Origin of the sequence: Pseudomonas chlororaphis subsp. aurantiaca, assembly GCF_013466605.1 — a bacterium.
GTDB classification, from domain to species: domain Bacteria; phylum Pseudomonadota; class Gammaproteobacteria; order Pseudomonadales; family Pseudomonadaceae; genus Aquipseudomonas; species Aquipseudomonas chlororaphis_I.
This window is the reverse complement of record NZ_CP059162.1, coordinates 5,528,594-5,541,816: the sequence shown is the minus strand read 5'-3', so window position 1 is coordinate 5,541,816 and position 13,223 is coordinate 5,528,594. Positions and strand designations below refer to the sequence as shown.

Annotated in this window: 14 protein-coding genes; 13 read left to right on the top strand and 1 reads right to left on the bottom strand. The window is 60.5% G+C overall.

Annotated elements, in window-relative coordinates:
- The 5 genes from tgt to H0I86_RS25215 all read left to right on the top strand — a co-directional run bounded on the left by tgt (position 1) and on the right by H0I86_RS25215 (position 5,023).
- Positions 1-1,116 (top strand): tRNA guanosine(34) transglycosylase Tgt, encoded by a 1,116-nt coding sequence (tgt, locus tag H0I86_RS25235; RefSeq protein ID WP_162096445.1) that lies wholly within the window; start codon positions 1-3, stop codon positions 1,114-1,116.
- A 47-nt stretch (positions 1,117-1,163) separates the two neighbouring features.
- Positions 1,164-1,499: a preprotein translocase subunit YajC gene (gene yajC / locus H0I86_RS25230; RefSeq protein WP_007929510.1), complete on the top strand. Its 336-nt coding sequence runs from the start codon at positions 1,164-1,166 to the stop codon at positions 1,497-1,499.
- Between the two features lie 62 nt (positions 1,500-1,561).
- A complete protein-coding gene (gene secD / locus H0I86_RS25225; RefSeq protein ID WP_180922582.1) occupies positions 1,562-3,430 on the top strand; it encodes a protein translocase subunit SecD in 1,869 nt (622 codons plus the stop codon).
- A gap of 9 nt (positions 3,431-3,439) precedes the next feature.
- Entirely contained in the window at positions 3,440-4,354 is a 915-nt protein-coding gene (secF, locus tag H0I86_RS25220; protein WP_180922581.1) for a protein translocase subunit SecF, read from the top strand.
- A 120-nt stretch (positions 4,355-4,474) separates the two neighbouring features.
- Entirely contained in the window at positions 4,475-5,023 is a 549-nt protein-coding gene (locus tag H0I86_RS25215) for a glycine zipper 2TM domain-containing protein (RefSeq protein ID WP_009050644.1), read from the top strand.
- Positions 5,024-5,257: 234 nt separating this feature from the next.
- Here the strand turns inward: H0I86_RS25215 and suhB are convergent, their stop codons facing one another.
- Positions 5,258-6,073, bottom strand: a complete 816-nt coding sequence (gene suhB / locus H0I86_RS25210) for a type III secretion system regulator SuhB (protein ID WP_007929514.1) — start codon at positions 6,071-6,073, stop codon at positions 5,258-5,260.
- Between the two features lie 256 nt (positions 6,074-6,329).
- Between suhB and trmJ the strand changes: the two genes are divergently transcribed.
- From trmJ to hscA, 8 genes are all read left to right on the top strand, one after another.
- Positions 6,330-7,109, top strand: a complete 780-nt coding sequence (gene trmJ, locus H0I86_RS25205; RefSeq protein WP_180922580.1) for a tRNA (cytosine(32)/uridine(32)-2'-O)-methyltransferase TrmJ — start codon at positions 6,330-6,332, stop codon at positions 7,107-7,109.
- The gene (gene cysE, locus H0I86_RS25200; protein WP_025806108.1) at positions 7,102-7,878 is read left to right on the top strand and encodes a serine O-acetyltransferase; all 777 of its coding nucleotides are present in this window, start codon (positions 7,102-7,104) and stop codon (positions 7,876-7,878) included. Before trmJ ends, cysE begins: the two co-directional genes overlap by 8 nt.
- Before the next feature lie 281 nt (positions 7,879-8,159).
- A complete protein-coding gene (gene iscR, locus H0I86_RS25195; RefSeq protein ID WP_009045442.1) occupies positions 8,160-8,651 on the top strand; it encodes a Fe-S cluster assembly transcriptional regulator IscR in 492 nt (163 codons plus the stop codon).
- Between the two features lie 50 nt (positions 8,652-8,701).
- Positions 8,702-9,916: an IscS subfamily cysteine desulfurase gene (locus H0I86_RS25190; RefSeq protein ID WP_023967169.1), complete on the top strand. Its 1,215-nt coding sequence runs from the start codon at positions 8,702-8,704 to the stop codon at positions 9,914-9,916.
- 102 nt (positions 9,917-10,018) lie between these two features.
- On the top strand, positions 10,019-10,405 hold the full coding sequence (gene iscU, locus H0I86_RS25185; protein WP_007929523.1) for a Fe-S cluster assembly scaffold IscU: 387 nt from the start codon (positions 10,019-10,021) through the stop codon (positions 10,403-10,405).
- A gap of 47 nt (positions 10,406-10,452) precedes the next feature.
- The gene (iscA, locus tag H0I86_RS25180) at positions 10,453-10,776 is read left to right on the top strand and encodes an iron-sulfur cluster assembly protein IscA (RefSeq protein ID WP_007929524.1); all 324 of its coding nucleotides are present in this window, start codon (positions 10,453-10,455) and stop codon (positions 10,774-10,776) included.
- Positions 10,777-10,784: 8 nt separating this feature from the next.
- A complete protein-coding gene (gene hscB, locus H0I86_RS25175; protein ID WP_180922579.1) occupies positions 10,785-11,306 on the top strand; it encodes a co-chaperone HscB in 522 nt (173 codons plus the stop codon).
- Between the two features lie 51 nt (positions 11,307-11,357).
- Positions 11,358-13,220, top strand: a complete 1,863-nt coding sequence (gene hscA / locus H0I86_RS25170) for a Fe-S protein assembly chaperone HscA (RefSeq protein ID WP_180922578.1) — start codon at positions 11,358-11,360, stop codon at positions 13,218-13,220.
- Positions 13,221-13,223 lie beyond the last annotated feature (3 nt).

The window sequence follows — 13,223 nt, the reverse complement described above, 5'->3', positions numbered from 1 at the left end:
ATGTCTTTCGAGTTGCTCGCCACCGATGGCAAGGCTCGTCGCGGTCGTCTGACCTTCCCCCGTGGCACCGTGGAAACCCCTGCCTTCATGCCCGTGGGCACCTACGGTACGGTCAAGGGCATGCTGCCTCGGGACATCGTCGCCACCGGCGCCGAGATCATCCTGGGCAACACCTTCCACCTGTGGCTGCGCCCAGGCACCGAAGTGATCAAGAAACACGGCGACCTGCATGACTTCATGCAGTGGAAAGGCCCGATCCTCACCGACTCCGGCGGTTTCCAGGTGTTCAGCCTGGGCGCCATGCGCAAGATCAAGGAAGAGGGCGTGACCTTCGCCTCTCCGGTCGATGGCGCCAAGGTTTTCATGGGCCCGGAAGAGTCGATGCAGGTCCAGCGCGACCTGGGCTCGGACATCGTGATGATCTTCGACGAATGCACCCCGTACCCGGCCGACGAAGACGTCGCGCGGGTGTCCATGGAGCTGTCGCTGCGCTGGGCCCAGCGCTCGAAGAACGCCCATGGCGACAACACGGCGGCGCTGTTCGGCATCGTCCAGGGCGGCATGCACCAGGACCTGCGCATGCGTTCCCTGGAAGGCCTGGACAAGATCGGCTTCGACGGCCTGGCCATTGGCGGCCTGTCGGTGGGCGAGCCCAAGCACGAGATGATCAAGGTGCTGGACTACCTGCCAGGCCAGATGCCAGCAGACAAACCTCGTTACCTTATGGGTGTTGGCAAGCCGGAAGATCTGGTTGAGGGTGTGCGCCGCGGTGTGGACATGTTCGATTGCGTGATGCCAACCCGTAATGCCCGCAATGGGCATCTGTTCATTGACACTGGCGTGCTGAAGATCCGCAACGCGTTCCATCGCCATGATGATTCGCCGCTGGATCCGACCTGCGATTGCTATACCTGCCAGAACTTCTCCCGTGCTTATCTGCATCATCTGGACAAGTGCGGCGAAATGCTGGGGAGCATGCTCAATACCATCCATAATTTGCGTCATTACCAACGTCTTATGGCTGGTTTGCGCGAGGCTATTCAACAGGGTACATTGGCCGCCTTTGTCGATTCCTTCTATGCCAAACGCGGGTTGCCCGTGCCGCCTTTAGAATAAGTTCTAAAGACGTTTAGACCCACTTTTGTAATTATCCGGAGTGTTACATGAGCTTTTTTATCTCGACTGCAATGGCTGACGCTGCTGCACCTGCTGCTGGCCCCGCTGGCACTGGCTTTGAGTGGATTTTCCTGGTTGGTTTCCTGGTCATCTTCTACCTGATGATCTGGCGTCCACAGGCCAAGCGCGCCAAAGAGCAAAAGAACCTGCTGGGCAGCCTGCAAAAAGGTGACGAAGTTGTGACTACTGGCGGTATCGCCGGCAAGATCACCAAAGTGACCGACGACTTCGTAGTGCTGGAAGTTTCCGACACTATCGAGATGAAGTTCCAGAAAGGCGCTATCGCTGCCACGCTGCCAAAAGGCACGCTGAAGGCGATCTAAGTTTCATCTTTTACCAATCGACGGGGCGCGCAAGGCGCCCCGCTTCATAAACGGGCGGCGTGATGCTGAACAAATACCCTCTGTGGAAATACGTACTGATCCTGGCGGTGCTGGCGATCGGTTTTATTTATTCCGCTCCCAATCTATACCCTGATGATCCGGCCATTCAGGTCAGCGGCGCGAGCACTGCGTTGCAGGTCACTCAGGCGGATCTGGATCGTGCGAGCAAAGCGCTCACCGACGCCGGGATCAACGTCAAGGCAGCGACCGTCGCGGCCAAGGGCAAGGGCGGCCTGTTGCGTCTGACCAAGCAGGAAGACCAGCTTCCCGCCAAGGACGTTGTGCGCAAGGCCCTGGGTGACGACTATGTCGTTGCATTGAACCTGGCGCAAACCACCCCGCAATGGCTGCGCAACCTCGGTGCGCATCCGATGAAGCTGGGTCTGGACTTGTCCGGTGGTGTGCACTTCCTGCTGGAAGTGGATATGGAAAAAGCCCTCGACGCACGCCTGAAGGTCTACGAAGGCGATGTGAAGAGCCTGCTGCGTAAAGAGCGTCTGCGCTATCGCAGCCTGCCGCAACTCAACGGTGCCATTCAACTGGGCTTCAGCGACGAAGCGACCCGTGAACAGGCTCGTGCGCTGATCCGCAAGAACTTCAACGATTTCGACATTGTTCCGGCCGACCTCAATGGTCAGGCGGTGCTGCGTCTGGCGATGACCCCGGCCAAGCTGGCGGAAATCCGTGAATACTCCATCAAGCAGAACTTGACCACGGTACGTAACCGCGTCAACGAGCTGGGTGTCGCCGAACCTCTGGTTCAGCGCCAGGGCGCCAACCGTATCGTGGTTGAGCTGCCGGGCGTGCAGGACACCGCTGAAGCCAAGCGTATCCTGGGCAAGACGGCCAACCTTGAATTCCGCCTGGCCGCCGAGCCGGGCGCTTCGAAAGCCACTTCCGAGTCTTTCGAGTTCCGTGAAGGCAATCGTCCTCCTGCGCTGATCGAGCGCGGCCTGATCATCACCGGTGACCAGGTGACCGACGCCCAGGCGGGCTTCGACGAACACGGTCGTCCACAGGTGAACATCAAGCTCGATGGCCACGGCGGCGAGCTGATGAGCCGTTCGACCCGCAGCAACGTCGGTCGCAGCATGGCGGTGATCTTCATCGAGCAGAAGCCGACCACCACTTACACCAAGCAAGTGGTCGACGGTGTCGAGAAAGACGTCGCGGTGCAGAGCTTCAAGGAAGAGAAGAAGATCATCAGCCTGGCGACTATCCAGTCGCCGCTGGGTAGCCAGTTCCGCATCACCGGCCTGAACGGCCAGGGCGAGTCCTCCGAGCTGGCGCTGCTGCTGCGTGCCGGTGGTCTGGCCGCACCGATGTACTTCGCCGAAGAGCGCACCATCGGCCCGAGCCTGGGTGCCGACAACATCGCCAAGGGTATCGATGCGTCGCTGTGGGGCATGTTGTTCGTGTCGCTGTTCATCATCGCCATCTACCGTTTCTTCGGCATCATCGCCACCGTGGCGCTGGCGCTGAACATGGTGCTGCTGCTGGCCCTGATGTCCTTGCTGGGGGCTACGCTGACCCTGCCGGGTATCGCCGGTATCGTGCTGACCATGGGTATGGCGGTGGACGCCAACGTACTGATCTTCTCGCGCATACGTGAAGAGATCGCCGCCGGCATGACCGTGCAGCGGGCAATCAACGAAGGCTTCGGCCGGGCATTCACTGCGATTCTCGACTCCAACCTGACCACGTTGCTGGTCGGCGGGATTCTCTTTGCCATGGGCACAGGCCCGGTCAAAGGCTTTGCGGTGACCATGTCCCTCGGGATCTTTACCTCGATGTTCACGGCCATCTGGCTGACCCGTGCGATGGTCAACCTAGTCTTCGGCGGTCGTGACTTCAAGAAGTTGTGGATTTAAGGGGCTGCCATGTTACGTACTATCAACTTCATGGGCGTCCGGAACGTTGCGTTCGGCGTCACTTTGCTCCTGACCGTTCTGGCGCTGTTCAGCTGGTTCCACAAGGGGTTGAACTACGGTCTGGACTTTACCGGCGGTACGCTCATCGAGCTGACCTACGAGCGTCCGGCGGATGTGATGAAGGTTCGCGCTCAACTGAGCGAATCCGGTTATCACGAGGCGGTCGTGCAAAGCTTTGGTGCCACCATCGACCTGCTGGTGCGGATGCCGGGTGAAGACCCGCAACTGGGCCATCAGGTAGCGGAAGCGCTGCAGAAGACTGGCGGCGACAACCCGGCGCAGGTCAAGCGCGTCGAGTTCGTCGGCCCGCAGGTGGGTGAAGAGCTGCGCGACCAGGGCGGCCTCGGCATGCTGATGGCGCTGGGCGGCATCCTGATCTACCTGGCCTTCCGCTTTCAGTGGAAGTTCGCGGTCGGCGCCATCGTCTCGCTGATCCATGACGTGGTGGTGACCGTGGGTATCCTGTCGTTCTTCCAGATCACCTTCGACCTGACAGTGCTGGCGGCGGTACTGGCGATCATCGGTTACTCGCTCAACGACACCATCGTGGTCTTCGACCGGGTGCGTGAGAACTTCCGCGTGCTGCGCAAGGCCAGCCTGATCGAGAACATCAATATCTCGACCACCCAGACCCTGCTGCGCACCATGGCGACCTCGATCTCCACCCTGCTGGCTATCGCGGCGCTGCTGTTCTTCGGTGGCGATAACCTGTGGGGCTTCTCCATCGCATTGTTCGTTGGTGTTCTGGCGGGTACCTACTCGTCGATCTACATCGCCAACGTGGTGCTCATCTGGCTGAACCTGAGCAGCGAGGACCTGATTCCTCCGGCCAATACCGATAAGGAAGTCGACGACCGTCCATAACGGTTTCCGCTTCCTGGCAGGCAGTCGAAAAGGCGCGAGCATTGAACTCGCGCCTTTTTTTATGCTCCAAGGCTGGGAGAAGCGCGGGCTTGTCCCGCTTGTGATGGTCAGGAGGTTCACGTGAACAAGTCGATGCTGGTTGGTGCGGTATTAGGTGCCGTTGCTGTGACTGCTGGGGGGGCTGTTGCCACCTACAAGCTGGTCAATAGTGGCCCTGAGTATGCGCAGGTGCTGGCAGTTCAGCCGGTCAAACAACAGATCAAAACACCGCGTGAAGTATGCAAGGACGTCACCGTGACCCGTCAGGCTCCGGTGAAGGATCAACATCAGATCGCCGGTACGGTGGTCGGTGCACTGGCCGGCGGCCTTCTGGGTAACCAGATCGGCGGCGGTACAGGCAAGAAGATCGCCACGGTCGCCGGTGCGGTCGGCGGTGGTTACGCCGGTAACAAGGTGCAGGAAGGCATGCAGGAGCGTGACACCTACACCACCACTCAGACTCGCTGCAACACGGTCAACGACATCAGTGAAAAGGTCGTGGGTTATGACGTGAAGTACGAGCTGAACGGCAAGCAAGGCCAGGTGCGTATGGATCGTGATCCAGGCAGCCAGATTCCGGTCAACAAGGAAGGCCAGCTGATCCTGGGCCAGAACCAGCCGGCGCAATAAGCCTTTCGGCGTCAATCATGAAAAAGCACCCTGCGGGGTGCTTTTTTATTGCCTGGGGCTTGGGTCTTCTTCTGTAGGAGCGAGGCTTGCCCGCGATAGCTTCAGCCCCGAATGAGGCTGATACAGCGCAGCGCCCAGATCGCAGGCAAGCCTCGCTCCTGCAAGGGGAGTGGTTTTTCGATAAATCCCAGGCATAAAAAAAGCACCCCGCGGGGTGCTTTTTGTCGCTGGTGCTTAGCGTTTCAGCGAAGCCGGCAGGTGCGGCTGGATGGCGGTGAGGACCGCCTTGAAGCATTTGGTGTTGCCGGCAACCACGTGGCCTTTTTCCAGGAAGTCGTGACCGCCGGTGAAGTCGCTCACCAGGCCGCCGGCTTCTTGGATCAGCAGGGCGCCTGCAGCCATGTCCCACTCGGACAGGCCCGACTCCCAGAAGGCGTCGAAACGACCGGCAGCTACGTAGGCCAGGTCCAGGCTGGCGGCGCCAGCGCGGCGGATGCCGGCGGTCTGGCCGACCAGGGCGCGGAACATGCCCAGGTAGTTGTCGAGGTTGTCCATCTGGTCGTCACGGAATGGGAAGCCGGTGCCCAGCAGGGCGCCGTCCAGGCTGGTACGGCCGCTGACGCGCAGGCGACGACCGTTCAGTTGTGCGCCGCGACCACGGCTGGCGGTGAATTCTTCCTGGCGTACCGGGTCCAGAACCACGGCGTGTTCCAGGCGACCACGGTATTTACAAGCGATGCTGACAGCGAAATGAGGAATGCCGCGCAGGAAGTTGGTGGTGCCGTCCAGTGGATCGATGATCCACAGGTAGTCTTCGCCTTCGCCGCTGCCAGCGTGCAGACCGGTTTCTTCACCGAGAATGCCGTGAGTCGGGTAGGCCTTGCGCAATGCGTCGATGATCTTCTGCTCGGCAGCGCGATCAACTTCGGATACGTAGTCTTTGGCGTCTTTTTCGTCGACCTTGATGGTATCCAGGCGCTCGATGGAGCGGAAAATCAGTTCACTGGCGCTGCGGGCGGCGCGCAGCGCGATATTCAGCATTGGCTGCATGGATAGGTCACCTAAGGTTGTTAAAGAAAGCCGAGCATTCTAGCAGAAAACTTTTGCAGATGAAGGTCGACATTCGCTCCGCTTGCCTCGGGCTGTCGCTCGGGCCCATAAAAACGCGGACATTTTGACGAGCGGCAGTCCGTCTGGAGTTGGCCGGCTTCTATAAGGTGCCAGCCAGAAGCAGTTATTTTTGAGGCGGGAGCGCTGGCGGTTCTGTAAGATTTGCTCCCCTTTCCCGTGTCCGAGAGCGCCTCCTTTGCTGCAGAACATTCGTGTCGTCCTGGTCAATACCAGTCATCCCGGGAACATCGGTGGGGCTGCGCGTGCCATGAAGAACATGGGGCTGTCGCGGCTGGTACTGGTCGAGCCGCGGATTTTCCCGTCCCATGAGGCCGATGCGCGCGCATCCGGCGCTACCGACATTCTTGAAAACGCTCAGGTCGTCGCCACCCTGGAGGATGCCCTGGCTGGCTGCACCCTGGTGTTTGGCACCAGTGCTCGTGATCGGCGTATTCCCTGGCCATTGCTCGATCCCCGTGAGTCCGGGGTCAAGGTGGTGCAAGAGGCGGGGCGGGGCGCCGAAATTGCCTTGGTATTCGGTCGTGAAGATTCCGGCCTGACCAATGACGAGCTGCAGCGATGTCATTTTCACGTGCATATCCCTTCGGACCCGGAGTTCAGCTCGCTGAACCTGGCGACGGCGGTGCAGGTGCTGGCCTATGAAGTGCGTATGTCCTGGTTGGTGGCCGAGGGACAGCCGAGCAAGGTCGAGAAGGATGAAGTGGCGTCGCCGCGCAGCGATGAGCTGGCGACCATGGACGAGCTGGAGCGGTTCTACGAGCATCTGGAGCAGACACTGGTGGCCATCGACTTCCTCGATCCGGAAAAACCACGGCACTTGATGGCGCGCCTGCGCCGGTTGTACGGACGCAGCTCGGTGAGCCGGGCGGAAATGAATATTTTGCGTGGCATCCTCACGGAAACCCAGAAAGCGGCCCGTGGCGAGCTCCTTAAGCGGAAGAATGATGATGTTTGAGCGTTTGCGTGAAGATATCCAGAGTGTTTTCCATCGTGACCCGGCGGCGCGTAATGCGTTCGAGGTTCTGACCTGCTACCCGGGCATGCACGCCATCTGGATTCATCGCCTGTCCGGCGCCTTGTGGGGCATGGGCTGGAAGTGGCTGGCGCGCCTGGTGTCGAACTTCGGGCGTTGGTTGACCGGGATCGAGATTCACCCGGGGGCCAAGGTCGGTCGCCGTTTCTTTATCGACCACGGCATGGGCATCGTCATTGGCGAAACCGCCGAGATCGGTGACGACGTCACCCTCTATCAGGGCGTGACCCTGGGCGGTACCAGCTGGAACAAGGGCAAGCGTCACCCGACCCTGGAAGATGGTGTGGTGGTGGGGGCGGGCGCCAAGGTGCTGGGTCCGTTCACCGTGGGGGCGGGCGCCAAGGTCGGTTCCAATGCGGTGGTGACCAAGGCGGTGCCGGCGGGCGCTACTGTGGTGGGCATTCCCGGGCGCATCATCGTGAAGTCCGATGACGAGCAGGAGGCCAAGCGCAAGGCCATGGCCGAGAAGCTCGGTTTCGACGCCTACGGGGTCAGCGAGGACATGCCGGACCCGGTGGCGCGAGCCATTGGCCAGTTGCTCGATCACCTGCAGGCTGTCGATGGGCGCCTGGAGGATATGTGCGGGGCCTTGAAGGATCTGGGTAGCAACTACTGCGCCAAGGATCTGCCGGCGCTGCGCGATGAGGACTTCGCAGGCGTCAAGGATAAGGGCGACAGTCAGGTCGGCTGAGCCGCCGAGGCGCCTTGGCGTTGATCGCGAGCAGGCTTGCTGCCGTAGAAGAGCGTTATCGTTTTTCTAGGGTGGGCTTGCTCGTCCGGAGTCCGAAAGGGCGCTGGCGACCCATTAGTCACCCGTCAAATCCAGGGCGTGCCATTACCCTGCAGACTTTGCTATGATTCGCGCGCTCTTTTGCGGGTAAACCTGACTAAAGTAGTAGGTCTTATAGTTGACTTAATTACTCGGGAATTGCATACTCGCTCCCATCCCGAAACACTCCGTGGTACTTGTCCATGCGACTGACTACAAAAGGCCGATACGCGGTAACAGCCATGCTTGACCTGGCGTTGCACGCGCAACATGGGCCGGTGTCCCTGGCCGATATCTCTGAGCGCCAAGGCATCTCCCTGTCCTATCTCGAACAGCTCTTCGCCAAGTTGCGCCGTAGCAATCTGGTGTCCAGCGTGCGTGGTCCGGGCGGTGGCTACCAGCTGTCGCGTGACATGCAAGGCATTCAAGTGGCCCAGGTGATCGATGCGGTGAACGAGTCGGTCGATGCAACCAAATGCCAGGGCCAGGGCGATTGCCATTCCGGCGACACCTGTCTGACCCACCACCTGTGGTGCGATCTGAGCCTGCAGATTCACGAATTTCTGAGCGGTATCAGCTTGGCTGACCTTGTGACTCGCCGTGAGGTGCAAGAAGTAGCCCAGCGTCAGGATCAGCGCCGCTGTAATGGCAAGGCGCAGCACCTGGACAAGATTGAAGCGTCCGCCGTCGAATGACAGCCAAAGAGCTAGCGGCACGCCAGCCAGCCTGATTTAGGAGAGAGTCCATGAAATTGCCGATTTACCTTGATTACTCAGCGACCACCCCGGTTGATCCGCGTGTCGCGCAAAAGATGAGTGAATGCCTGCTGGTCGACGGAAACTTCGGTAACCCGGCGTCCCGCTCCCACGTGTTCGGCTGGAAAGCCGAAGAGTCGGTGGAAAATGCCCGTCGCCAAGTGGCTGACCTGGTCAACGCCGACCCGCGTGAAATCGTCTGGACCTCCGGTGCCACCGAGTCCGACAACCTGGCAATCAAGGGTGTCGCGCATTTCTACCACACCAAGGGCAAGCACCTGGTCACCTCGAAGATCGAGCACAAGGCTGTCCTGGACACCATGCGCCAGCTCGAGCGTGAAGGCTTCGAAGTCACCTACATCGAGCCAGGCGAAGACGGCCTGATCACGCCGGCCATGGTCGAAGCCGCCCTGCGCGACGACACCATCCTGGTGTCGATCATGCATGTGAACAACGAAATCGGCACCATCAACGACATCGCCGCCATTGGCGAACTGACTCGTTCCAAAGGCATTCTGTTCCACGTCGACGCGGCTCAGTCCACCGGCAAGGTCGACATCGACCTGCAGGCGCTGAAAGTCGACCTGATGTCCTTCTCTGCCCACAAGACCTACGGTCCTAAAGGCATCGGCGCGCTGTACGTCAGCCGCAAGCCGCGGGTTCGCCTCGAAGCGACCATGCACGGCGGCGGTCACGAGCGCGGCATGCGTTCCGGCACCCTGGCCACCCACCAGATCGTTGGCATGGGCGAAGCCTTCCGCGTAGCCAAGGAAGACATGGCTGCCGAAAACCTGCGTATCAAGGCGTTGAGCGACCGCTTCTACAAGCAGGTCGAGCACCTGGAAGAGCTGTACATCAACGGCAGCATGACTGCTCGTGTACCGCACAACCTGAACCTGAGCTTCAACTACGTCGAAGGCGAGTCGCTGATCATGGCGCTCAAGGATCTGGCGGTTTCCTCCGGCTCGGCCTGCACCTCGGCTTCGCTGGAGCCTTCGTATGTGCTGCGAGCCCTGGGCCGCAACGACGAACTGGCACACAGCTCGATCCGCTTCACCTTCGGCCGCTTCACCACCGAAGAAGAAATCGATTATGCCGCGCAGAAAGTCTGCGAGGCCGTGACCAAGCTGCGCGCTCTGTCGCCGCTGTGGGACATGTATAAAGACGGCGTCGATATCTCGAAGATCGAGTGGGCGGCACACTAAATATAGAAGCCGCCAGGTACAGCTCCTGTAGCGACGCGGCGACTGACGCAGGCGTAACTACAGGGGCTCAAGAGCGGCCCTGATGAGTGAGGATTAAGAATCATGGCTTACAGCGAAAAGGTCATCGACCACTACGAGAACCCGCGCAACGTCGGCAAGATGAACGCGGAAGATCCTGATGTCGGCACCGGAATGGTCGGCGCTCCGGCGTGCGGCGACGTGATGCGCCTGCAGATCAAGGTCAACGAGCAGGGCATCATCGAAGACGCCAAGTTCAAGACCTATGGTTGCGGTTCGGCTATCGCCTCCAGCTCCCTGGCTACCGAGTGGATGAAGGGCAAGACTCTGGATGAAGCAGAGACCATCAAGAACACTCAGCTGGCTGAAGAGCTGGCCCTGCCGCCAGTGAAAATCCACTGCTCGGTACTCGCCGAAGACGCCATCAAGGCCGCCGTTCGCGACTACAAGCAGAAGAAAGGCCTGATCTGATTTAGCGGATCAGCTTTCACAGATTGAGCGAAAAGTAAGGAGTCACGATGGCTATCAGCATGACAGAAGCGGCTGCTCAACACGTGCGACGCTCCCTCAACGGGCGCGGCAAAGGTGATGGGATTCGTCTGGGTGTTCGCACCACGGGCTGTTCCGGCCTTGCCTATGTCCTGGAGTTCGTCGACGAGATCGGTGAAGACGATCAGGTGTTCGAGAGTCATGGCGAGAAAGTGATCATTGATCCGAAAAGCCTGACCTACCTGGATGGCACCGAACTGGACTTCGTCAAGGAAGGGTTGAACGAAGGCTTCAAGTTCAACAACCCCAACGTGCGCGGTGAGTGTGGCTGCGGCGAAAGCTTCAACATCTGAGGCGGCTCGTGGGTACTCCTTGTCATTTCGCTTTATTTGAGCTGCAACCGAGCTTCCGCCTGGATCTCGAGCAGCTGGCCGCGCGCTACCGTGAGTTGGCGCGTGCCGTTCATCCGGACCGCTTCGCTGACGCTTCCGAGCGTGAGCAGCGGCTGGCGCTGGAGCAATCCGCCAGCCTCAACGAGGCCTACCAGACCCTCAAGAGTCCTCCCAAGCGCGCGCGATACCTGCTCGCCATGGGCGGCCATGAGTTGCCGTTGGAGGTCACGGTGCACGATCCGGAGTTCCTTCTGCAGCAGATGCAGTGGCGCGAAGAGCTCGAGGATCTGCAGGACGAGGCCGACCTGGCTGGTATTGCAGCCTTCAAGCGCCGCCTGAAAGCGGCCCAGGATGAATTGAACGAAAGCTTCGCAGCCTGTTGGGATGATGCCGCGCAACGCGAACAGGCTGAACGCCTGATGCGGCGCATGCAGTTCCTCGACAAGCTCACCTACGAAGTGCGCCAGTTAGAAGAGCGCCTCGACGATTAACCCAGTGCCGCTCCGGTCGCACGCCTGATATTCAGATAAGTCCAGATAAACATGGCCCTACTGCAGATCGCCGAACCCGGCCAAAGTCCTCAACCGCACCAGCGTCGCCTGGCTGTGGGGATCGACTTGGGTACTACCAATTCGCTGGTCGCTGCCTTGCGCAGTGGTCTTTCCGAACCGCTGGCCGACGCCAGCGGGCAGGTCATCCTGCCGTCTGCCGTGCGTTATCACGCCGACCACGTCGAGGTGGGCGAGTCCGCCAGGCTGGCGGCGTCTGCCGATCCCCTGAACACTGTGCTGTCGGTCAAGCGCTTGATGGGTCGTGGTCTGTCCGACGTCAAGCAATTGGGCGAGCAACTGCCGTACCGCTTCGTCGATGGCGAGTCGCACATGCCGTTCATCGACACCATCCAGGGCCCGAAAAGCCCGGTGGAAGTCTCCGCCGACATCCTCAAGGTCTTGCGCCAGCGCGCCGAGTCGACCCTGGGCGGTGAGCTGGTGGGAGCGGTGATCACCGTTCCGGCCTATTTCGACGATGCGCAGCGTCAAGCGACCAAGGATGCGGCCAAACTGGCCGGCCTCAACGTGTTGCGTCTGCTCAACGAGCCGACCGCGGCGGCCGTGGCCTATGGTCTGGACCAGCATGCCGAAGGTGTGGTGGCCATTTATGACCTGGGTGGCGGGACCTTCGATATTTCCATTCTGCGCCTGACCGGCGGCGTCTTCGAAGTGTTGGCCACTGGTGGCGACAGCGCCCTGGGCGGCGACGATTTCGATCATGCGATCGCTGGCTGGATCATCGAGAGCGCCGGCCTGTCCGCCGATCTCGATCCGGGCAAGCAGCGCAACCTGTTGCAAATCGCCTGTGCCGCCAAGGAAGCGCTCACCAATGCTGCATCGGTCGAGGTGACCTATGGCGCCTGGTCGGCGCCGCTGACCCGCGAAGCCTTCGATGCCCTGATCGAGCCGATGGTGGCGCGCAGCCTCAAGGCTTGCCGTCGCGCCGTGCGTGATTCCAATGTCGAGCTGGAAGATGTCCAGGCGGTGGTCATGGTCGGCGGTTCGACCCGCGTTCCGCGGGTTCGCGAAGCCGTCGCCGAAATGTTCGGTCGCCAGCCGCTGACCGAGATCGACCCGGACCAGGTAGTGGCCATTGGTGCTGCGATCCAGGCCGATACCCTGGCCGGCAACAAGCGTGATGGTGGCGAACTGCTGCTGCTTGATGTGATTCCGCTGTCCCTGGGGCTGGAAACCATGGGCGGGCTGATGGAGAAGGTGATTCCACGCAACACCACCATTCCGGTCGCTCGTGCCCAGGACTTCACCACTTATAAAGATGGCCAGTCGGCCATGATGATTCATGTGTTGCAGGGCGAGCGCGAGCTGATCAGCGACTGCCGCTCCCTGGCGCGTTTCGAGCTGCGCGGCATTCCGGCCATGGTCGCCGGCGCGGCGAAGATCCGCGTGACCTTCCAGGTCGATGCCGACGGTCTGCTGAGCGTGTCCGCTCGCGAGCTGGGCTCGGGCGTCGAAGCCAGCATCCAGGTCAAGCCATCCTACGGCCTGACCGACGGCGAAATCGCCAGGATGCTCAAGGATTCCTTCCAGTACGCCAGCGACGACAAGGTCGCCCGCGTGCTGCGTGAGCAGCAGGTCGATGCCCAGCGCCTGATCGAGGCGGTGCAGGGCGCTCTGGAAGCAGACGGCGAGCGCCTGCTGGATGCCGAAGAGCGCATGGTCATCGAGCTGCAAATGCAGGAATTGAGTGAATTGATGCGTGGCACCGATGGTTACGCCATCGAGCAGCAGACCAAGCGTCTGTCGCAAGTGACCGATGCTTTTGCTGCCCGCCGCCTGGACTCGACGGTGAAAGCCGCTCTGGCGGGGCGCAATCTGAATGAAATCGAGGAATAACTG